At 48.1% G+C, this 22,657-nt stretch carries 19 protein-coding genes and 1 riboswitch; of the genes, 18 read left to right on the forward strand and 1 reads right to left on the reverse strand.

Annotated elements, in window-relative coordinates; translation table 11 throughout:
* Nucleotides 1-17: 17 nt before the first annotated feature.
* A riboswitch (cobalamin riboswitch) is annotated at nucleotides 18-223 on the forward strand.
* A 103-nt stretch (nucleotides 224-326) separates the two neighbouring features.
* The 13 genes from MCG98_RS06925 (at nucleotide 327) to MCG98_RS06985 (ending at nucleotide 16,556) form a co-directional block, all read left to right on the forward strand.
* Complete coding sequence (locus MCG98_RS06925; RefSeq protein WP_240301288.1) at nucleotides 327-1,355, forward strand: iron ABC transporter permease; 1,029 nt, start codon at nucleotides 327-329, stop codon at nucleotides 1,353-1,355.
* A gap of 15 nt (nucleotides 1,356-1,370) precedes the next feature.
* Nucleotides 1,371-2,603: an ABC transporter ATP-binding protein gene (locus MCG98_RS06930; RefSeq protein WP_240301289.1), complete on the forward strand. Its 1,233-nt coding sequence runs from the start codon at nucleotides 1,371-1,373 to the stop codon at nucleotides 2,601-2,603.
* A gap of 8 nt (nucleotides 2,604-2,611) precedes the next feature.
* Complete coding sequence (locus tag MCG98_RS06935; protein ID WP_240301292.1) at nucleotides 2,612-3,703, forward strand: adenosylcobinamide amidohydrolase; 1,092 nt, start codon at nucleotides 2,612-2,614, stop codon at nucleotides 3,701-3,703.
* A complete protein-coding gene (locus MCG98_RS06940) occupies nucleotides 3,700-4,818 on the forward strand; it encodes an ABC transporter substrate-binding protein (RefSeq protein WP_240301294.1) in 1,119 nt (372 codons plus the stop codon). Before MCG98_RS06935 ends, MCG98_RS06940 begins: the two co-directional genes overlap by 4 nt.
* Nucleotides 4,819-4,953: 135 nt before the next feature.
* Nucleotides 4,954-6,654 (forward strand): penicillin-binding transpeptidase domain-containing protein, encoded by a 1,701-nt coding sequence (locus tag MCG98_RS06945; RefSeq protein WP_240303389.1) that lies wholly within the window; start codon nucleotides 4,954-4,956, stop codon nucleotides 6,652-6,654.
* A 163-nt stretch (nucleotides 6,655-6,817) separates the two neighbouring features.
* A complete protein-coding gene (gene mraY, locus MCG98_RS06950; protein WP_240301296.1) occupies nucleotides 6,818-7,774 on the forward strand; it encodes a phospho-N-acetylmuramoyl-pentapeptide-transferase in 957 nt (318 codons plus the stop codon).
* 12 nt (nucleotides 7,775-7,786) lie between these two features.
* Entirely contained in the window at nucleotides 7,787-9,148 is a 1,362-nt protein-coding gene (murD, locus tag MCG98_RS06955) for a UDP-N-acetylmuramoyl-L-alanine--D-glutamate ligase (RefSeq protein WP_240301302.1), read from the forward strand.
* Between the two features lie 143 nt (nucleotides 9,149-9,291).
* Nucleotides 9,292-10,386 (forward strand): putative peptidoglycan glycosyltransferase FtsW, encoded by a 1,095-nt coding sequence (locus MCG98_RS06960; protein WP_240301304.1) that lies wholly within the window; start codon nucleotides 9,292-9,294, stop codon nucleotides 10,384-10,386.
* A gap of 56 nt (nucleotides 10,387-10,442) precedes the next feature.
* Nucleotides 10,443-11,699, forward strand: a complete 1,257-nt coding sequence (gene murA / locus MCG98_RS06965) for a UDP-N-acetylglucosamine 1-carboxyvinyltransferase (protein ID WP_240301312.1) — start codon at nucleotides 10,443-10,445, stop codon at nucleotides 11,697-11,699.
* Nucleotides 11,700-11,710: 11 nt separating this feature from the next.
* On the forward strand, nucleotides 11,711-12,817 hold the full coding sequence (locus MCG98_RS06970; RefSeq protein ID WP_240301314.1) for an FtsQ-type POTRA domain-containing protein: 1,107 nt from the start codon (nucleotides 11,711-11,713) through the stop codon (nucleotides 12,815-12,817).
* A 128-nt stretch (nucleotides 12,818-12,945) separates the two neighbouring features.
* A complete protein-coding gene (ftsZ, locus tag MCG98_RS06975; protein WP_345891631.1) occupies nucleotides 12,946-14,100 on the forward strand; it encodes a cell division protein FtsZ in 1,155 nt (384 codons plus the stop codon).
* A gap of 178 nt (nucleotides 14,101-14,278) precedes the next feature.
* A complete protein-coding gene (locus MCG98_RS06980; protein WP_240301316.1) occupies nucleotides 14,279-15,688 on the forward strand; it encodes a glutamate synthase-related protein in 1,410 nt (469 codons plus the stop codon).
* A 115-nt stretch (nucleotides 15,689-15,803) separates the two neighbouring features.
* Nucleotides 15,804-16,556, forward strand: coding sequence for a sulfite exporter TauE/SafE family protein (locus tag MCG98_RS06985; RefSeq protein WP_240301318.1), 753 nt, complete (start codon nucleotides 15,804-15,806; stop codon nucleotides 16,554-16,556).
* A 64-nt stretch (nucleotides 16,557-16,620) separates the two neighbouring features.
* Here the strand turns inward: MCG98_RS06985 and MCG98_RS06990 are convergent, their stop codons facing one another.
* A complete protein-coding gene (locus MCG98_RS06990; RefSeq protein ID WP_240301320.1) occupies nucleotides 16,621-17,493 on the reverse strand; it encodes a shikimate dehydrogenase in 873 nt (290 codons plus the stop codon).
* Nucleotides 17,494-17,651: 158 nt separating this feature from the next.
* Between MCG98_RS06990 and aroD the strand changes: the two genes are divergently transcribed.
* The 5 genes from aroD to MCG98_RS07015 all read left to right on the forward strand — a co-directional run bounded on the left by aroD (nucleotide 17,652) and on the right by MCG98_RS07015 (nucleotide 22,541).
* Complete coding sequence (aroD, locus tag MCG98_RS06995; protein ID WP_240301322.1) at nucleotides 17,652-18,416, forward strand: type I 3-dehydroquinate dehydratase; 765 nt, start codon at nucleotides 17,652-17,654, stop codon at nucleotides 18,414-18,416.
* 155 nt (nucleotides 18,417-18,571) lie between these two features.
* The gene (locus tag MCG98_RS07000; RefSeq protein WP_240301324.1) at nucleotides 18,572-19,378 is read left to right on the forward strand and encodes a sigma-E processing peptidase SpoIIGA; all 807 of its coding nucleotides are present in this window, start codon (nucleotides 18,572-18,574) and stop codon (nucleotides 19,376-19,378) included.
* Between the two features lie 50 nt (nucleotides 19,379-19,428).
* Complete coding sequence (gene sigE, locus MCG98_RS07005) at nucleotides 19,429-20,127, forward strand: RNA polymerase sporulation sigma factor SigE (RefSeq protein WP_044983295.1); 699 nt, start codon at nucleotides 19,429-19,431, stop codon at nucleotides 20,125-20,127.
* Between the two features lie 280 nt (nucleotides 20,128-20,407).
* Nucleotides 20,408-20,797 (forward strand): BlaI/MecI/CopY family transcriptional regulator, encoded by a 390-nt coding sequence (locus MCG98_RS07010; RefSeq protein WP_240301326.1) that lies wholly within the window; start codon nucleotides 20,408-20,410, stop codon nucleotides 20,795-20,797.
* Between the two features lie 37 nt (nucleotides 20,798-20,834).
* Nucleotides 20,835-22,541, forward strand: coding sequence for a M56 family metallopeptidase (locus MCG98_RS07015; protein ID WP_240301328.1), 1,707 nt, complete (start codon nucleotides 20,835-20,837; stop codon nucleotides 22,539-22,541).
* Nucleotides 22,542-22,657: the final 116 nt, after the last annotated feature.

Consider the following 22,657-nt stretch of genomic DNA (forward strand, 5'->3'; position numbering starts at 1 on the left):
CGAAGAAAATATAATGATAAGAAACACTATGATATCGTTTTGGCTGATACGGGCCGTTTGGGACGTAAAGGCCAGGAAGACGGGTGGGAATCCCGCACAGGAGCGCTGCTGTAATTACGGAGTGATTTTCCGGGAACGGGAGTTCGGCCACTGAATGTATTCGGGAAGGCGGAGAATCATGTTGATGTATAAGTCAGAACACACGGTATGATGAGACGTACAGGACTCTTCGAATTCAGGAGGTACGGTAAAAGGATGATAGAATCCCGTATTGAGAAGAAATCCTCAATACGGGATTTTCCTGTATAAGAGGGGAGGAAGTAAATTTGAAAACTTATGAGAATCATTCGCGCAGAGTACTGTTGCTGGGAATCTTTGCAGCCGCGGCGGTGATTGTCTTTCTATTGAATATAGCGCTCGGGTCCGTATCGATATCCATGAGTGAAATCCTGGGGATTTTCACGGGAAGCCCGGATGTGGCGGAGACAAACCGCGCGATTGTACAGAATATAAGGCTCCCGAGAACACTCGCTACAGTCATAGGGGGAGCCGCTCTTGCTGCCGCCGGCGTACTGCTGCAGGTATTTTTTAATAATCCGATCGTCGAACCGTATGTACTCGGCATCTCATCGGGTTCCACGCTGTTTGTCGGACTTGTGACACTTGGAGGATTCAGTTTCGGGATGAAAAGCATACCTCCGATGGGAATGGTTGCGGGTGCATTTATCGGTGCGATGGCAGTTATGCTCTGTGTGATCGCAGCTTCCAGAAAAGTGAAAAGTATATCGACACTGCTGATCATCGGGCTGATGGCAGGATTTGTCTGCAGCGCTGTGACCAGCATGCTTTCTGCGCTGGCAGATAAAGAAAAGGTGACAGGCTTCTACCGTTGGTCTCTTGGGAGTTTTGCCGGAATCACCTGGGAGCAGGTAGCCGTACTCTATGCAGTCGGGATTCCGTTTCTGGCGGCGGCTCTTTTCATGAGCAAATCGCTGAACAGCATGATGCTGGGCGAGCGCTATGCAAAATCGATGGGTGTGGGTATTCAGCGTTTTCGCATTATGATCGTGCTCATTTCCAGTGTCCTTACGGCACTTGTGACAGCGTTTGCAGGACCGATATCCTTTGTCGGACTTGCAGTCCCGCATATTGTACGCATGCTCCTTAAGACTTCCGATAACAGGATTGTGCTGCCGGCTGTCTGTGTCTGCGGAGCGCTGATGACCGGCATCTGCGATCTTGGTACAAGACTGCTGCTCAGCCCGATCGAACTCCCGTTGAGCGCGCTGACCTCGATCATTGGAGCGCCGCTGGTGGTATTCCTTCTGATCCGCCAGAAGGGTCAGGAATTATAGAAAGGCAAAAATAAAATGAAGAACGAATTGATTGTAAATGCAGTTCAGGTGAATGCAGGTTATGAGAGTAAGACTGTGGTGGAGGGCGTGAATCTGGAAGGATTGAAAGGACAGATGATCTGTCTTCTCGGTCCGAACGGGGCAGGGAAAAGCACCATTTTGCGTACGCTTTCAGGTCTTCTTGCGCCAGTCTCAGGGATCGTACAGATTGACGGGAAGGATATCAGCAGCCTGCGGGAGAATGCACTTGCGAAAAAGCTGGCTGTGGTACTGACAGAGCAGTCAGCTCCTGCACTCATGACGGTATATGAACTCGTCTCCATGGGGCGGTATCCCCATACAAATTTCTGGGGGAAACTGGAAAAGGAGGATTACGAGGTTATTGACGGGGCATTTGAACGGGTAGGGATAGGGCATCTGGCAGAGCGTTATTACAGCGAGCTCAGTGACGGTGAAAAACAGAAAGTGATGATCGCCCGGGCACTGGTACAGCAGCCGGAGCTGATCATACTCGATGAGCCCACCAGCCATCTGGATATCCACCATAAAATTGAGATTATACAGATTTTAAATAATCTCTGCCGTACGCTGGGGATTACCGCAATTCTTTCCCTGCATGATATTGACCTGGCCGCAAAAGGCTGTCAGACACTGCTGATGGTCAAGGATGGGAAAGTGATCGCGCAGGGGGCTCCGGAGGACGTTATCAAAAGTGGGACGCTGCAGGAATTGTATAATGTTAAAGGCGCCAGGTACAATGAATTGCTGGGAAGCGTGGAACTGACCGGAAACTATGAGGAAGAAGTCTTTGTAATTCCGGGCTGCGGAACTGCAATTCCCCTGTACAGGAGCCTGGAGAGGGGCGGATACGGTACTGCAAGCGGCGTCCTGCATAAGAATGACGTAGACGCCCAGATAGCTGGTGCCATCTGCAGCCATATTGTGCAGGAGGAGGCGTTTGAACCAATATCAGCAATTCATTTGAAACAGGCGGCAGAAAGAATGAAAGACTGCCGCTTTGTGATTGATTCCGGTTTCCCGTGTGGCTCCATGAACCGGAGAAATCTGGAGCTGATCACACAGGCCGTGAAAAACGGGAGCACCGTGTTATCTATGAGGGAGCAAAAAGAGGGCAGCCGTCTGTTTTCGGATGTATTCCAAGAGATTCATTTCTGCAGCAGTATAGCTGAGTTACTGGAAAATCTGAAACATCAGGGTGCAGAGAATCGCTGCAGAAAATTTGCGTAGGTGAGGATATGAAGCAATTTGGGTCAAACCAGATGGTAAAACTGCAAAATGCCACAGTGATTCGTTTTACAGGAAAACGGAGAGTACTGAGCACTGGTCCGCTGGGCGGAGGTATCAGCGAACATCTCACGGCGGCGTTTAATCTGGATATGAAAGAGAAGGATACCAAAGAGTGCCGGTTGCGCGCAGCCACGTATCCGGAACATATGGCTCTGGCAGCGGAAGAGCTTGGTTTTAAAGCAGAATACACGACAGGGCTGGGGACAGCTGCGTCAATGAAACATACAGCCATAAAAGTCAAGGCATACAGGGAGCTGATAGTTTCTGCTATGGTGACTGCAGGTGTTGACGTCAACGGCGGACGCGCCGGGGATCCGGCTTCGTGGTATGAGACAGAGGACGGATATAACGATGTTTCCCCGGGGACTGTCAATATTTTTCTGGATATCAATGCCGGACTGAGCGATAGTGCCATACTGCAGTCACTGATGGTCTGCACAGAGGCGAAAGCCGCGGCGTTGCAGGAACTTCTGGCACCCAGTCTTTATTCATCGGGTATCGCTACCGGGTCAGGAACGGATGGGGTGGTCATAATCACGGAACCGGAATCGAACCTCGTATTTTCGGACGCCGGAAAGCACAGCAAACTGGGAGAACTGATCGGTCTTGCCGTGCTGGAAGCCGTGAAGGAGGCATTGTTTCTGGAGACAGGTCTGTGTCCGGCGCATCAGCATACGGTGCTGCGGCGGCTGGAAAGATTTGGTGTGACGGAGGATTCTCTTTGGGAGTCTTATCGATGCGGTGATGCGAAAAACAGGATGCCCCGGGAATTATTTGACAGAATCCTGCAGACAATAGACGGTGAAGAGAGCTGTGTGCTGTATACATCTCTGTATGTCCATCTGGCAGATCAGCTGGACTGGGGGATGATAGGGCGGAGGGAAGCCTTACAGACGGCGGATGAACTGCTTGACAAGATGGATATGGGCCTGCCGCATAAGCGAGAAAAAAAGACAGGGAACGGCCGGGAAGAACTGATGGAACATTATGTGACGGGCATCACAGGGAAAATCACCAGGATCTGGGAGGAGAGAAAATGAAAAAAACAAAGTATATCGTGCTGGCAGCATTGTGCATGGCTGTGACATTTACGGGTTGTGGGAAACAGGAGAAAGAGGACACTGCGCAGGAAGAGATCAGTAAAGAAGATCAATATACCTCTGATTTTTCGATTGAGTATCTCGAGGACGGCGTTAAGCTGGTGACAGATGCAGAGGAGCGAAAAATCTATCTTGTGCCGAGAGAGAGCGAGATTCCCGGGGAAGCTGCAGATGAGATGGTGGTCCGCACGCCTGTCGAGCGCGTTGTGTATATGTCCACAACACAGGTCTGTATGCTGCAGGCGCTTGACAGTGAAGAAATCTGGAAATCAATTACGGGAGTTGCAGGAGCAAAGGAAACCTGGACGATCGACGAAGTCATTGAGAGATTTGACGACGGTCAGATACAGGACGTCGGAGGCGACATGGGAGAGCCCGACTATGAGCTGATACAGAGTATGGATCCGGAGCTCGTATTTGTGTATACGGGAAGCAATCCACAGACCGGAGTTATTGAGAAGTTTGAAGAACTTGGGATTCCATACGCCGTGGACAACGAATATATGGAGACGACATATATGGGCAGGCTGGACTGGCTCCGGTTTATTGCAGCTTTCTATAACGAAGATGAATCGGGGGAGGCGGTGATTCAGCAGGCGGCCGGAAATATTGAAGAGATGAAAGAGATGATCGCTGGCGAGGAAAGACCGACGGTATCTTACGGAAGCCTGTTTGACGGTGTGGTATACGTCGCATCCGGTGAGGGATGGATCGCCGATATGATCGAAGATGCAGGCGGCGACTATATTTTTAAAGATATAAAGGCAACAGACACACAGATTTCGCTGGAGGAATTTTATGCCCGGTCTGAGGAGGCAGATATCCTGATCTACTCGACGACGCCGGATTTCACACCGGACCTGGCTTCGGTACTGGCGGAAGCGCCCGTGCTGGAGGATCTGAAGGCTGTTCAGGATGGGAAGATATGGCAACTGGATAACTCGTTCTGGATGAGTGCTGACCAGCCGGATCAGGTAGCACAGGATCTTTCAGCCATATTCCATCCGGATATTTTTCCGGACCGCGAACTCCGGTATTTTGTTCCGCTCTCCTGAAAATACTAAAAAAATGTGTTAAAGCCTCCGGATACCCCATAAAGTGAAATAACGGGGGATCCGGAGGTTTTTGTGCGGAAGAATAAGACTTATAACAAAAAGAAAACAGTCATTGTATTTCTGGCATGTATTCTGATGCTTCTGGGGCTGGCCGGACGCCTGGTCTATCTGATGGTTGTGCGTTCCGATTACTATGCCCGCAAAGCGGATGAGCTGCATGAGCGTGAACGTGATATTAAAGCAGCCAGAGGTAAGATCATCGACTGCAAAGGCGTTGTACTCGCTGATAATCGTGCGGTCTGTACGATATCCGTGATACACAGTCAGATCAAGGAAAAAGACAAAGTTATCAGCATGCTTGTGACAGAACTGGGCCTGACACAGGAAGAAGCCACAAAGCGGGTGGAGAAGGTAAGTTCCATCGAACGGATCAAGACAAATGTACCGAAAGAAACAGGAGACAAAATCCGGGAATATAACCTGGCAGGGGTAAAAGTAGATGAAGATTTTAAGCGATTTTATCCATATGATGAAGTTGCTTCACGCGTGCTCGGCTTCACGGGCGGGGATAACCAGGGGATTATCGGGCTGGAGGTAGCTTACGATTCTGTTCTGGAGGGTATCAATGGCAAAATCATGACGACCACGGATGCCAGAGGTGTGGAGGTGGATGAGATCGGTGAGAGCAGAGTGGAGGCTGTCGCCGGATACAATCTGCATATCAGCATGGACTATAACATTCAAAAATACGTCCAGCAGGCGGCGCTTAAAGTCATGGAAGAAAAAGAGGCGGACCGTGTATCAATCCTGCTGATGAATCCTCAGAACGGGGAAATCTATGCGATGGTAAATGTGCCGGAGTTTGATCTGAATGATCCGTTCACTCTGCCTGAAGGTACCGATATATCCGGGAAGAGTGAAGAACAGATACAGGATCTTCGCAATCAGATGTGGCGTAATGTCTGCATCAATGATACGTATGAGCCGGGGTCCACGTTTAAGATCATTACGGCTTCGGCAGGACTGGAGGAGGGGGTGGTAACACTCGATGATACGTTCAGCTGCCCTGGATTCAGGATTGTGGAAGACCGCAGGATCCACTGTCACAAGCGGGCGGGACATGGCGCGGAGACATTTTTACAGGCGGCAGAAAACTCCTGTAATCCTGTATTTATCGATGTGGGCCTGCGTCTCGGTGTTGATAATTTTTATAAATATTTTAAACAGTTTGGTCTTCTTGAAAAAACCGGGATCGACCTGCCGGGGGAGGCGGCCACGATCATGCATAAAAAAGAAAATGTCGGCCTGGTGGAGCTGGCGACGATTTCGTTCGGCCAGTCTTTTCAGATTACTCCGATCCAGCTGGCTACGACAGCAAGTTCACTGGTCAACGGCGGAACCCGGGTAACTCCGCATTTTGGCGTCGAAGTGCGGGATGATGACGGAGTACTGATCGAGAAACTGAAGTATAAGACAAAGGAACACATCGTGTCCGGCGAAACATCGGAGACAATGCGGTATATCCTTGAAAAAGTGGTGTCGGAAGGTTCAGGGAAAAATGCCTATATTGAAGGATATACGATCGGCGGAAAGACAGCGACTTCCCAGACATTGCCAAGAAGCGCCAATATTTATATCTCCTCATTTCTCGGATTTGCACCTGCTGAGAATCCCAAAGTTCTCGGAATCTGTATCATTCACAATCCGCAGGGTGTCTATTACGGCGGTACGATCGCGGCACCCGTTATGAGGGACATATTTGATAATGTGCTGCCTTACCTGAAAATAGAAAAACAAAGCACCACAAAGCAGACCGATGAAAGCCAAAACAGTTGATTATTCTGTGAAAAGGCATTATACTGTTTGAGGATGCCGCCGGGCATCCTGAGTCACATACCCCGCAGCAGGCTGTCTGGTGTGTGACTCCCGCGACAGTCGCCAAGGTCAGGCGAGAATCTTTTCCCGCGGAAATAAACGAAAGAATGTAATGAGGTGGATTATGGATTTTAAAGCAGTCATTCCGGTAATAATTGCGTTTGTTGTCAGTGTGGTGCTGGCACCTGTCATCATTCCGTTTCTGAGAAAATTGAAGGTGGGGCAGACAGAGAGGGAGGACGGCGTTCAGTCTCATTTGAAGAAGGCAGGGACGCCGACGATGGGAGGACTTATCTTTCTGATCGCGACAACAGTGACTTCACTGTTTTATGTCAGAGACTATCCCAATATTATTCCGATCTTATTTTTGACGCTGGGATTCGGTCTGATAGGATTTCTGGACGATTATCTGAAAGTCGTACTGCGGCGTTCTGATGGGCTTCTGCCGATGCAGAAGATGTTTTTGCAGATTATCGTGACGGCTGTCTTTGCGGTATATATGATACTGTTCACGGATGTAGAACTGACGCTTCTGGTACCGTTTTCCGGAGGCCACTATCTGGACATCGGATGGCTTGCCATACCGCTGATGTTTTTGGCGGTGATCGGAACTGTGAACGGCGTCAACTTCACGGATGGACTGGATGGTCTGGCTTCCAGTGTGACAGTTATGGTCGCAACATTTTTTACCGTCGTTGCGATCGGTAATCACAGTGGTATCGAACCGATCACATGTGCCGTTGTAGGGGGCCTGCTCGGGTTTCTGCTCTTTAATGTATTTCCTGCACGTGTTTTTATGGGGGATACGGGTTCACTTGCCCTGGGCGGGTTCGTGGCAGGGACAGCGTATATGCTTCAGATGCCGCTGTTCATTCTCATCGTTGGGCTGATCTATCTGGTAGAAGTAGCTTCTGTGATGATTCAGGTTACTTATTTTAAAAAGACAGGCGGCAAGAGGATCTTTAAAATGGCGCCGATTCACCATCACTTTGAGCTTTGCGGGTGGTCGGAGACAAGAGTGGTTGCGGTGTTCTCTATCATCACAGCCATATTGTGTCTGACAGCGCTGCTTGCGATATAAAGGAGTATTGAAATGAAGTTAACAGGAAAAAGAGTACTGGTATTTGGCTCCGGCGTCAGTGGGATCGGAGCGGCGGACCTTCTGCACAGGGTACAGGCAGTGCCGGTGATCTATGATGGAAATAAAAATGCGTCCAGGGAAGATATTCTGGACAGGCTGGAACAAAAGGAAAATACAGAAATCGTGCTTGGGCATCTGCCGGATGAAGTACTTGCCTCAGTTGTGCTTGCTGTTCTGAGTCCGGGTGTTCCGACGGATATACCGGAAGTGATCCGGATCAAAGAGAGCAAAATTCCAGTCTGGGGTGAAGTGGAACTGGCTTACCAGATGAGCAAAGGGCAGATACTCGCGATCACCGGTACGAACGGAAAGACGACGACAACGGCTTTGACAGGAAAGATCATGGAGGATTATTTCCCGGAAGTCTATATCGTAGGGAATATCGGGACACCATACACATCGTTGGCGCTGCAAATGACGGATGCTTCTGTGACGGTGGCTGAGATCAGCAGTTTTCAGCTGGAGACCATACAGGATTTTGCACCCCGGGTGAGCGCAATCCTGAATATTACAGAAGATCATCTGAACCGCCATCACACGATGAAAGAGTACATAAGGGTGAAGGAACTGATCACGGCAAACCAGAGTGAAAATGATGTCTGTGTCCTCAACTATGAAGATGAAGTGCTCCGGGCTTTCGGAGAGAAGCTGAAGGAACGGATGCGGGTTGTATTCTTTTCGAGTTGCAGGGAACTGGAACAGGGGATTTTCCTGAAAGACGGCAGAATCCTGTTCCGCAAGGATAAAGATGAGGTCATGGTCACAGAGGTCAAAGACCTGAAACTGCCGGGACGTCATAATCATGAGAACGTGATGGCTGCAGCCGCTATCGCAATCTATGCCGGGGTTCCCATCGAGAGCATACGAAATACGATTCGGAATTTTAAGGCGGTGGAACACAGGATCGAGTATGTGACTGAGAAAAGAGGTGTCGTCTACTATAACGACTCCAAAGGTACGAATCCCGATGCGGCCATCAAAGGAATACAGGCGATGGACCGTCCGACGCTGCTGATCGGCGGCGGGTATGACAAGCAGTCGGAATACACGGAATGGATAAAATCTTTCGACGGAAAAGTTCGGTATCTGGTCCTGATTGGACAGACACGGGAAAAAATAGAACAGGAAGCGCGCGCGTGCGGTTTTACCAGTATAATTCTGGCAGATTCACTGGGAGAAGCGGTAAAAATCTGTGCAGAGAAGGCAAATCCGGGAGATGCAGTACTGCTCTCCCCGGCATGTGCGAGCTGGGGACAATTTGATAATTACGAGCAGCGCGGAGATATGTTCAAGCAATACGTAAATGAACTGTAGTTCGCTGCAGCGCAGTAAAAGGTTGCGGCAGCAGGCTTTTAACTGACAGGGGCAGGCCAAATAAGATCAGAATTGGCCTGTCCCTGTATTATATTTTGGTAAAAACATTCATAGAATGAGAGAAAAAGATAAAGCGGTGGCCGATGGAAGGTAATAAAAAGAAAAAGCTGGATGCTACGCTGCTGGTGCTTGTCATTCTGCTTGTGCTGACAGGTCTGGTGCTGCTCTACAGCACAAGCACGTACAACGGACGCGTCAAATTTCATGATCCCGCGTATTACTTTAAAAAGCAGTTGTTTGCGACAGCACTCGGGTTCCTTGTGCTTTATGTGGTGGCGGGAATTGATTATCATATCGTTGCACGGTTTGCGACACCGCTTTATATTATATCAATGCTGCTGTCACTGGCAGTTCTGCTGTTCGGAGACGAATACAACGGCTCTAAACGGTGGCTGTCACTGGGACCTCTTTCTTTTCAGCCGTCTGAGTTTGCGAAAGTGGCGGTGATTTTGTTTCTGGCGTACCACATCAGCAAGTATAAAGGTAAGATGACCAGTATCTGGTTTATGGCGAGTGTCATGCTGGCTGTCCTTCCGATCGTAGGGCTGGTCGGGACCAACAACCTGAGTACAGCGATCATCATTCTGGGAATCGGTGTCATTCTCATCTTTGTATCGAATCCAAAGTATATGCAGTTTATCGGTATCGGAGGGGCCGGAATCGCATTTATCACCGTGTTTTTAAGTCTGGAGAGTTATCGGCTTGAGCGGCTGGCCGTCTGGAGGGACCCGGAGAGCTATGATAAGGGGTTTCAGACGATCCAGGGGCTGTATGCGATCGGAAGCGGGGGAATCTTCGGTAAGGGGCTGGGAAGCAGTCTGCAGAAACTGGGTTTTGTGCCGGAGGCTCAGAATGATATGATCTTCTCTATTATCTGTGAGGAGACAGGATTGATCGGTGCAATCCTTCTGATGCTGATCTTTAGCTTTCTGATCTGGCGGCTGATGGTGATCGCTACACATGCACCGGATCTTTTGGGGTCACTGATAGCCTCCGGCATCATGGGACATATGGCGATTCAGGTTATTTTAAATATCGCGGTGGTGACAAATACCATTCCAAATACTGGAATAACATTGCCTTTTGTCAGCTACGGCGGTACATCGGTGCTGTTTCTGCTGGGGGAGATGGGGCTTGCGCTCGCCGTGAGCCGTTACGAAAAACAGGAATTTCTGTAACCAATCGGAGGTGAATTGAATACAATAATTTATAACTGAAATGGGGAGTGTGCCGATTGCAGAGTATTCGAATTGAAGGAGGAAGCGCTCTTTCCGGTTTTGTATACATACAGGGATCCAAAAACGCGGCATTGCCGGTCATGGCGGCCGCGCTTCTGCATCAGGGAGTCACAACGCTTTATAATTGTCCAAAAATCACAGATGTACTGTGCATGGAAGCGATCTTAAAAGAACTCGGTGCCGTGACGGCCTGGAATGGAAATACACTGATGCTTGACTGTACAAACATTGATAAAACGTACGTGCCTTCAGAATATGCCAACCGTATGAGGTCTTCTATCGTATTAATGGGCAGCATGCTGGGGCGTTCCGGGTGTATAGAAATTTCGTATCCGGGGGGCTGTACGATCGGGAAACGGCCGATCGACCTGCATCTGAAACTGCTGCAGGAGATGGGGGCCAGAATTGAGGAAAATGAAGGAATACTGCATGCAGTCTGTGCAAAGATCCAACCGGTCAATATGACTTTTTCCAAATCCAGTGTCGGGGCTACGGAAAATGCAATTCTGGCGGCAGTGCTGGCAGATGGTGTCAGCGTGTTCAGAAACTGTGCACGGGAGCCTGAGATCCTGCATCTCTGCAATTTTTTAAATGCCATGGGTGCGGATATTCGGGGCGGTGGGACGGATATGCTGACGGTGTCCGGAGGGAAACAGCTGCATGATGTAAAGTACCGGATCCCGCCTGACCGTATCGCCGCAGGCACGTACCTGTTTGCAGGCGCAGCCACACGCGGAGAGGTCACGCTTGAAAATGCACCGATCGAGGAACTTGCCTCAATCCTGTCTGTCTATGAGAAAATGGGTGGACAATATCATCTGAACAGTGGTAAACTAGTAACGGACAGCCGGCAGATCAGTTTTCCGGTGCCGTTTATAGAGACTGCAGGCTATCCGGGGTTTCCGACCGATATGCAGTCACTGCTGATGAGTGTGCTTGCAACGATACCGGGGAACAGTCTGATCCGAGAACAAATATTTGAAGAACGGTTTAAGATTGTAACACTATTAAACCGTATGGGGGCACATATACTGATAGATGGCAGAGATGCGCTGATTTTTGGAGGCAGAGAACTATATGGGCAGCACGTATTTGCTGAAGAACTGAGAGGCGGTGCCGCTCTCGTACTGGCGGGACTTTCGGCTTCAGGGGTGACGGTCATTGAGAATCCTCATTTTATAGAACGGGGATATGAAAATCTGTGCCAAAACCTGGCGGCGCTTGGGGGAAAGATTGAATTAACAGGGGAATAAGGATTATACGGATGAATACTCCACGCTATAGAAGAAAAATAGGAAAAAAATTGCTTCGCATGATTTTGGGCGGGATAGTACTGGTGCTGCTCATTGGCGTCATCGTCTTTCTCGCCGTTTTTCATGTGAAAGAAGTTGAAGTGGTAGGAAATACCAGATATACGACTGAGGATGTTCAGGCAGAGGTATTAAAAGGTCCATTTGCATCGAATTCATTTTTGATGTCAGTATTCAGGAAAAAAATCCAGACAGAAAAAATGCCGTTTGTCAGTTCCATAGAAGTGGAAATGGTATCTTCTCATAAGCTCCGGCTGCATGTCAATGAAAAGCAGGTGATCGGTTACGTCAGGTATCTCGACTGCAATATGTATTTCGACAAGGACGGCATCGTGGTTGAGAGTGAGGTGGCACCTGAAGTAAGTGATGTCATCCAGGCGGAGGATGCTGACTCGGATGTGGTAGAGCCGGAAGAGATCCGGGATGAGAATGAGACCACATATCATGCTGCAGTCACAGATATACCTTTTATCACAGGCTTGAAATTCAGGCACGTGGTGATGGAAGAGAAACTTCCGGTGGAAAACGAGGGTGTGTTCAATACGGTGCTCGGAATCGCACGGATTGTGGATAAATATGAGATTCAGCCAGAACGTGTGGAATTTGATGATAATTATAACATTACACTGTATTATGGAAACATCAGAGTGACACTGGGACCGGATACTCTGCTGGAAGAAAAGATTACCAGGGTGGCTGCGATTTTGCCAAAGGTTTCGGGCAAATCAGGTGTGTTGCATCTGGAGGACTATTCCAAGGGTACGGTGAACATCATTTTTACGGAAGATGTGCCGGAGGAGGAGACTGACGATCAGGACAAAGAAGCCGACACCTCAGGTGAGGGAGAAGGAGATTCGGGAGACGATACTTCCGGAGACGACATAACCGGTGATGAGGATACAGACTCCGAAGCGGATACGTCCGGCGGCGGGGAAACGGATCCGGGAGCAGATACATCCGGCGATGAGGAAACGGATTCCGGAACAGATACATCAGGGACGGGCGAAAGTACTTCCCAGAATATGGAAACGGACGGCGGAGACAGCGACGGCGGATACTAAAAAAAATAAAAAAATGGTTGATTAATTGGACGAGAGATTATATTATATATCTATATGTAGCTAAACGAAAGAAAGAAGAATGCCCTTCGGGGAATAAGATATGCGAAAGTGCAAAAGGAGGAAGTACCTTGTTAGAGATTATGTCAAATGAAGCGGAATCATCTGCAAAGATAATTGTCATCGGAGTAGGTGGGGCAGGAAATAATGCTGTAAACCGCATGGTAGATGAAGCGATCGGCGGTGTTGAATTCGTCGGAATTAATACAGATAAACAGGCATTGACGTTATGTAAAGCACCTACTGTACTTCAGATTGGTGAAAAGGTTACCAAAGGTCTTGGCGCCGGTGCACAGCCTGAGGTAGGACAGAAGGCAGCGGAAGAGAGCGTTGATGAGGTGCGCAGACTGATCGAAGGTGCTGATATGGTGTTTGTAACCTGCGGCATGGGTGGTGGTACCGGTACCGGTGCGGCTCCGATTGTGGCAGGGCTCGCGAAAGAGATGGGTATTCTGACAGTCGGCGTAGTGACAAAACCATTCCGTTTTGAAGCAAAAACACGCATGAGCAATGCGCTTATGGGAATTGATAAGTTAAAAGAGAACGTTGATACACTGATCGTCATTCCGAATGACAAACTCCTTGAGATCGTTGACCGCCGGACAACAATGCCGGAGGCGTTGAAAAAAGCTGATGAGGTGCTGCAGCAGGCAGTGCAGGGCATTACAGACCTGATCAATCTGCCGGCCCTGATCAACCTTGACTTCGCAGATGTTCAGACTGTAATGATCGATAAAGGGATCGCACACATCGGTATCGGCGAGGCGAAAGGGGATGACAAGGCACTCGAGGCAGTACAGCAGGCCGTTGCCAGCCCGCTGCTTGAGACCACGATCAACGGTGCTTCTCATGTCATTGTCAATATTTCCGGTGATATCTCACTTATGGATGCGAACGATGCGGTAAGCTATGTTCAGGATCTGGCTGGTGAGGATACCAATATTATCTTCGGTGCAATGTATGATGATTCTGATGTGGATACAGCAAGAATCACTGTGATAGCAACAGGACTTGATGATGCCACATCTAAACAGCCGAGTGTTGGCGGCAAGAGCATGTTCAGTATGCCGAAGACTGAGACGAAACAGGAAACTCCTTCCTTTACACAGGCACAGGGATTCACAATGCCAAAGCTGCAGATGCCTTCACAGGCTTCCGCACCGACAGCAAGCAATGTGCCGAAAAAAGATATTCAGATTCCGGATTTCCTGAAGAATCGGAAGTAGCAATGAGTGCATAACGGAATATATTTGTACAGTGTCAACTGACGCTGTTCTGTGATGAGCGTTTGAATTTTGTATCCCTGTGTGGGATACGGAATTCAAACGCTCATTTTCTTGACATATGGAATAAAATGGGATAAACTAATAATAGTTACTGATTTTATTTTATTGGGAGGATGTTATGGCGAAATACAAATGCAGTGTATGTGGGTACGTTTATGATGAAGAAAAAGAAGGAAAACCGTTTGCCGAACTGACGGTCTGTCCGGTCTGCAGACAGCCTGCGGACAAATTCACACGGTTGGAAGAAGCTGGCGAACCAGAACAGCCAGCGGAGGGTGAGCCCGATACAGAGGTCAAAAGTGCGGACCTTGCGTATCCACCGGAGTATGCCAGAGTGGATTTAGGATGCCGCTTTATGAAGGAAATTCACGAAATGGCAGTTACCGGAAAGCCGATCATCGAGGCGATGGGAACACAGATGCAGATGCCGGGCTGGGAAGATATTCTGGTGCTTGGGGCACAGCTGAATCCCCCGCCGCTTAATGAACATGAATTTGTAGACACGATGACCGTAATTGGCAGACATGCAAAAAAACCAATGATCCTGAGCGGTCCCGTGTACATATCGCATATGTCATTTGGAGCACTGTCAAAAGAAGTAAAGGTTGCACTTGCAAAAGGGAGTGCTATGGCAGGGACAGCGATGTGCAGCGGTGAGGGAGGAATTCTTCCCCAGGAGCAGGAGGCGGCGCATAAATATATTTTCGAATATGTGCCGAACCGGTACAGTGCGACAGATGAGAATCTCAGGAAGGCAGATGCGGTAGAGATTAAAATAGGGCAGGGCACGAAACCCGGCATGGGAGGACATCTGCCTGGAGGTAAGGTGACGCCGGAAATTGCAGAAATACGCAACAAGCCGCTGGGTCAGGATGTGATCAGTCCTTCCCGATTTCCTGAGCTGAATACAAAAGAAGATCTGAGAGATCTGGTTCGCAGCCTGCGCGAGCGCTCGGATGGGCGCCCGATCGGCATTAAGATCGCTGCCGGAAGGATTGAAAGGGATCTGGAATTCTGCGTATTTGCCGAACCGGATTTTATCACGATCGACGGCCGGGGAGGTGCGACAGGAGCCAGTCCCCGCCTGATAAGGGATGCGACGAGCGTTCCGACAGTATATGCACTGCATCGCGCGAGAAAGTACCTGGATTCTGTTCATTCCGATATCTCGCTGGTCATAACCGGCGGACTGCGGGTCTCATCGGATTTTGCAAAGGCGATCGCGATGGGCGCTGACGCAGTTGCGATCGCATCGGCAGCGCTGATAGCGGCGGCATGTCAGCAGTATCGGATCTGCGGAAGTGGAATGTGTCCGGTTGGGGTTGCGACTCAGGATCCTGAGCTTAGGGCACGCCTGAAAGTGGATGCAGCGGCACAGCGTGTAGCAAATTTCCTAAATTGTACGAGGGAGGAGCTGAAGACGTTCGCGCGTATCACGGGTCACAGAAACCTGCATGATATGAATGTGGGGGATCTGTGCACCATAAACAGGGAGATTTCTGAGTTTACGGATATCCCCCATGCGTAATCTGCAAAAGAAAACCTGATACCATATTTTTGTGAAGTATGCAATAAAATAAAAGACAAATTCTCCGAAAAGTAGTATAATTGATGCAATGTTGATCGAGAAGGGGAATATGAGTATGGAAATTACAATTGGATTTGCACTGTTTTTGTTTGTTGTTCAATTCTGTTCGTATTTTGTAAAAGGACTGGCGGGGTTTGGAGATCCGTTGATATCAAATCCGATGCTGTCATTGACTACGATGCAGAACAATCAGATCACACCGATGAATCTGCTGATGAACTGGCCGCTGAATCTTTACATAGCATTTAAGAACAGAAAAGCTTTTTCTGTCAAATCGACCATACCGATGATCGTCTGTATACTGATCGGTATGGTTCCGGGAATGCTGTGCCTGAAGTATGCGACCTCCTGGGTGCTCAAGGCACTGCTCGGGCTCGTTATCGTGATCTGCGGTGTGGAGATGCTGACGAGAAAACAGTCGACAAAATCTTCAGGAAACCTGATTGTTATGATTCTTGTGTCGATAGCGTCGGGTTTTACGGCAGGGCTATATGGGATCAACCTGTTCTTTGTGGCTTACATCGAACGTACAGGTTATGTAAATCGTAACCAGTTCCGGGGGCAGATGTGCTTTATTTTCTTTATTGAGAATACGATACGTCTGTTGATTTACATTTTCACCGGTTTCTATACGCTGGACATTATCAAACTGGCACTGATATCTGCGGTGGGTGTTGTCTTCGGCATGTTCTTTGGAAGCCGTGTTGACAGTAAGCTGAGTGAAGCTGCGATAAAGAGAATCATTACGATTGTATTTATCTGCGCGGGATTAAGCACGCTGGTTAAGGCGCTTATTTTTAAAATCTGATTAAGTATCATGTATTAAAAAACTGGCTTCCGGGTACTGCAAACCCGGAAGCCAGTTTTATCTGTCACTGGAAATACTTCTGTTTTATCAGTGATACGGGCATATCATGTCCGGTGAACAGGCGGAATGCCTCAGCGCCCTGATACAGAAGCATATAAAGACCGTTCAGCGTCTGGCACCCTGCAGATTCTGCCAGAGACAGCAGCCGTGTTTTGCGCGGTTCATAGATGATATCGGAGACGATCATACCCCTGTGAAAGTATGCAGGATCCGTGATCAAAGATTTAGACGTGTCCGGATGCATGCCGACGGAAGTCGCATTAACCAGAATTGTGCTGGAATCAAGAGAGTCTTTAAGGGCTTTCTGATCTGCATTGTCGCACAGGATGGCACGGCAGTCTGTTATCTGATTGATCTTGTCAGTCAATGCCTGTATCCGTTTGTAGAAGCGGCTGGTTGGTCTTGCAAAGATGCGGATTTCACGTAACCCGTCGAGGGCAGCCTGAGCAGCGATCGCAGTGGCGGCTCCTCCCGCGCCGAGAAGAGTCATGGTATCACCGGTGATATTGTGACCTGCATCACGGACAGACTGCATAAAACCAATACCGTCTGTATTATAACCGGTTAGTATCCCGTTGTCATTGACGACAGTGTTGGCTGCTCCAATCAGTTCTGCAGCGGGGGACAGGCGGTCCATGAGTTCCATGATCTTATTTTTGTTCGGCATGGTCAGGTTAAAGCCTCGGATGCCGGCTGCTTTCAGTCCGTTGACGGCTGTGGACAGCATTTCCTCACCTACTTCAAAACAGAGATATACGTAGTCGAGCTTCAGCGCACGAAACGCTTCGTTGTGCATAAGGGGGGACATGCTGTGGGCAACGGGGCTTCCAAGGAGTCCCGTCAGTTTTGTATGGCCGGTAATAGAGATGTCTGTCATCGTTTTTCCTCCAAATCGTAAGTTTCACTCACTTAGCTTATCATGAGATCCTGCCAGTGTAAAGATTGACAAGGGACTTTTAGAACGGTATAATGAGCGCATCGCGTGGCTGGTACAGGCTGACGCCTCTAATTTGAGAGAGAGACAGGTGAAATTATATGATACAACCCATACAGCTTGGAAAGCTGATGATAGGAAACGGTATACCGAAAATCTGCGTTCCCATAACTGGAAGAACGAGAGAAGATATTATAAGGCAGGCGGAAGGCACCAGGACTGCGGGGGCGGATTTGGTGGAATGGCGAGCGGATTTCTTTGAAAATGTCGAAAATTTGCAGAGCGTAAAAGAAGTTCTGTCGACAGTTCGCGCTATTTTATGCGATATTCCTCTTCTTTTCACCTTCCGCACGCAGGAAGAGGGCGGGGTTCTGGATATTTCGACAAAATATTATGTAAACTTAAACACGGCAGCAGCCGAAACAAAGCTTGTGGATGCGGTTGATGTCGAGATTTTCCGAGGTGATGAGATTGTACAGTCATTGATCCAAAAAATTCATCATAATGGATGTGTTGTTGTCGGATCGAATCACCATTTTACGAAAACCCCCGCAAAAGAGGAGCTTCTGGCGATATTTGACAGAATGGAGCTGAAAGGCGCGGATATTCTGAAAATTGCTGCGATGCCCCGGGACCCGCAAGATGTGCTGACACTTCTTGCGGCTACGCATGAGGAGACGAAGCGTACCACGCGTCCGATCATTACCATGTCCATGGCGGGTATGGGGGCTGTAAGCCGTATCAGCGGCGAGGTTTTCGGCTCCAGTGTTACTTTTGCTGCGACAGAGGCGTGTTCTGCGCCCGGACAGCTGCCTATAGAAGAGATGCGGCAGATGCTTGGCTCACTTCATAGAAGTATGCAGTAATTTACTTTACATAATTAAAAATCTTAGAGGGAAAAGCTGTCGAAAAGATATAAAATCCGACAGCGTACTTTTGACAAAATTAACACCTCTCATAACCTATAATGAATCTTGCTTATTCCAGTAAGTGCGTATTCAAAGGTTATGGGGGGTGTTTTGTGTACTATGAGATCTTCATAGACGTCTTTTTTGTAACAAATATGGTGATGGATTATTTTCTGCTGCGAATCGTAAGCCGAATACTCAGATGTTCTGCCACACATCTGAGAAGTCTGGCGGCGGCAGTGTTCGGAGCGCTTGCGCTTTGTCTGCTCATCATCATACAGCTTCCGGACTGGAGGCTGCTGAATACGGTACTGGTGCATGTGGTAATCAATACTTTGATGGTAAAGTTCGGATGCAAAATCAAAGGCTGGAAAAAAATATTACAAGGCTTGCTGCTCTTATATCTGGCGTCATTTCTTACAGGCGGTCTGCTGACTAGGTTGCAGACCCATCTGACAAAATCTGGTTTTTGGACTTTTTTGCTTCTTGCGGCCGTGAGTTATCTGGTCATTACCGCGGGCATCCTGGTATACACGCGATTAAAGGGAAATGTCACAAATCTTTATGAAGTAGTGCTGTACGCAGGAGGGAAATGCAAGGAAGTCAAGGGACTATATGACACCGGAAACCGGCTGTTCGATACAATATCGAAAAAACCGGTATCCATTGTGGATGAAAGCGTAGTGGAAAGTCTGTTCTCACAGGACGAACTGCTGCAGTTCCATCCACATTACATCCCGTTCCAAAGTGTGGGGTGTACACAGGGAGTCATACTTGCGGTCACGCTGGATTCCCTGGTGGTAAAAAATGAAACTATGAGCAGGACAGTCGATCAGCCGGTTATCGCACTGGCAAAGGGCCACCGGTCGTTTGCAGGACAGTGCCAGATGATTTTAAATCCGGATCTGGTAGACGGTTAGGAGGAAAGAATATGATACATGCTGTATTGCCGAACCGTGTTCGGTTTGGGATGTTTCCTGGATTTTCGAGAATGATCTTTAAAAAACCGGGAGAAATTTTTTATATTGGAGGAACTGATGTACTGCCGGCACCGCTGGATGCAGAGCGGGAGGCGGTCGTTATTGAGAACCTGGGCAGCCAGCAGGACAAGGAAGCCAGGGATGAACTGATAGAACATAATCTGCGGCTTGTGGTGTACATCGCACAGCGATTTGACAATACCGGTGTGGGTGTGGAAGACCTGATAAGCATCGGGACCATAGGCCTGATCAAAGCGATCAATACATTTAATCCGACCAGGAAGATCAAACTTGCAACTTATGCCTCGCGCTGCATAGAAAATGAGATCCTGATGTATCTTAGAAGAAACAATAAAACAAAAATGGAAGTGTCCATTGATGAGCCGCTGAATGTGGACTGGGATGGGAATGAGCTGCTGCTGTCAGATATTCTGGGGACAGATGAGGATGTGATCTACCGCGATATCGAACACGAAGTAGAGTGTAAGCTGCTGGGAAAAGCCATCAGCAAACTGTCTGACAGGGAACAGATCATTATTAAACTGCGGTATGGTCTGCAGTCACCGGACGGTAAGGAAAAGACACAAAAAGAGGTTGCGGATATGCTTGGTATTTCACAGTCCTATATCTCAAGACTTGAAAAACGCATTATGAAGCGGCTGAAGAAAGAGATTGTGAGATATGAGTGACGTTCATAATGAATGGCATATAATATTGACTGGGAAATGATTTTTTGCAGTTTAACGGCTTGCCCTGGGGCAGGCCGTTTTTTGTTTCACAGGATCGCACCGTGGCAAAAGGGAATCATGTCGCTGAAGCAACCCGCCGCAGAAAAAGAATCCCGCAAGCGGGATTTTTTCACGCCCTGTACTTAATAATCATTGACAAATTTCTTCTACAGGTGTAGAATGAAATAAGTTCTACATATGTAGAAGAATAGAAATATGCATGGGAAAAGGGGAAAACAGTATGAAGAGCAAATATCAAAGACTGCCCGACTCAGAGCTGGATATTATGATTGTGCTGTGGAACGGACATGACAGGATGAGCCGGATGGAGATTGAGGCTGTCGTAAATGAAAAGAAGGACCTTGCACCGACAACGATTCTTTCGCTGTTGACCAGATTGGAGAAAAAGGGATTTGTAAAAATTGAAAAGCAGGGAAAAAGTAACCTGTACTCTCCGGTCATCCGGCAGGAAGAGTATCTGCAGAATGAAAGTAAAACTGTGTTGGAGAAACTGTATGGAAATTCCATTAAAAAGTTTGTGGCATCCCTGTATCAGGGGAATCAGATTGCCGAAGAAGATCTGGATGAATTAAATGACTTCTTAAAAGAACTGGAAAAGCACAGAGATTAGAGAAAAACGAGGTAAGAGAACACGAGGGGGTCAGTGTATGGTTAATACGATTCTTCATATTTTAAAAGTTAATATATTCGCTGCAGCCTGTATTCTTGCAGTCATACTGCTTTCACGTGTATTCAAAGGCAGATATTCTGTCCGGTGGAAATATACCATGTGGCTGCTGATCTCATTATTTTTGATGTTTCCGGTTAATATTTCGAATGAACGGGCAGTTGTAAGACTGGAGATCAGGCAGCAGGATAATACCCCTGGCACAGTACATCATACAGTGGGGAACACGCCTTTGGCGGATGTGTCTCAGGTGCAGGAAAAAGAAGCGGGACTAAGCGGCAACACTTATGAGCAGAAAGAACCTGCGCTTACGCTGACGGATATACTGACTTATTTTTGTTATATCTGGCTGACCGGTTTCTTATTTCTGGCATTTGGCAGGCTTATCTCATATTACCGTTCGCTCGATAGGCTTAGACGCTGGGGAATGCCGGTGAAAAACAGCAAAATAACTAAAATATACCGTGCGGCATGTACTGAGAAACATATCAAAAGAGTACCGAAACTGATGATGAATCCGAGAGTGCAGTCGCCTGTTTTAGCAGGGCTTGGAAGAACGTATCTTTATCTGCCGGATGTTCCCTACACAGACCGGGAACTGGAACTGATTTTGAAACATGAGCTGTTTCATTACCGGCATAAAGACCTGTGGTATAAGATGTTTTTGCTGATTGTCGATACGGTCTACTGGTTCAATCCGCTGCTGCATTGGATGATAAGGGAAGCGGACAAAGATATCGAATACATCTGTGATTGTTATGTAATAGCCGGATATCCGAAGAGTGATCACGCAGTCTATAACAGGCTGCTGCTGAAAACAGCAGCTTCAGGGAATTCACACTATCTCACCGCAAGCCTGAATGACAGTAAGGCGGCATTTAAAGAAAGGATCTGGTATATGATGAAAGCTGCGAAGTTAAGAAAGGGAATCATTCCAATTTTGATGCTCACGTTTGTCTTAGTGGTTGCCAATGTTCTGGTGGGATGTTCTGTGAACAAAAATGAAGGGGAAACAGATGCTCCCAGCGCACCGGTGACCGGGAAAGTACAGTCCGGCTCTGATACGGGTGTGAAAGATACGTCTTCGGCGGACCAGGGAGAAAAAACGGGTGAAAAATTGCCCAAACCAGAACAGACCCGGGAAGCCAAGAAGACACCGGAACAGACCCTGGATGTACAGCAGACACCGGAAGCGGAAACGACTCAGCAGCCGGAAGTCATAACGGCTGACGAAGAGAAGGACTCACCGGAAGATGCTGAAGTGCCCGCGGAGAATCACGACAGGGAATCTGCGGTGAGTGCTAAAGTCCAGTTATATGAAGGGACGTACTTTGACAGTGTAGTTACAGGCTTTGATGAGGAAAAAGTCGTTGACGGGCTGTATATTGAGGATGACTACTGTGAAGTTGATATTTCAGATATTACAGATACATCTTTTGATTTTACAGCATATAAAGTAGGTGGGATGACGGGTGAGCGGTCGTTGATTTTTAAGAAACATACCGCGGAATTTGCAGATGGCGGGACGCGTGCAGTTTATAACGGTGATGAATATACACTTTATTTTGAGTTCCCTGATAACCACGCTTCACATCCCGTTGTTACCGATATCGTGATATCGGGATTTCCAGCGCTGGAGGCTGCCACGTTTGTTAATAATAACATACCGGGATATGGATTTTCCTGAGGATACATCTGCTGCCAGCAGTAAGCTGCAGTTCCGCCGAAAACGGAACTGCAGCCCTTTATCACTGTCAGAAATAACAATTTGAAAACAAGTTGCTGAATACTTTATGTATCATC

The organism is Ruminococcus sp. OA3 (assembly GCF_022440845.1).
GTDB lineage: Bacteria > Bacillota > Clostridia > Lachnospirales > Lachnospiraceae > Ruminococcus_G.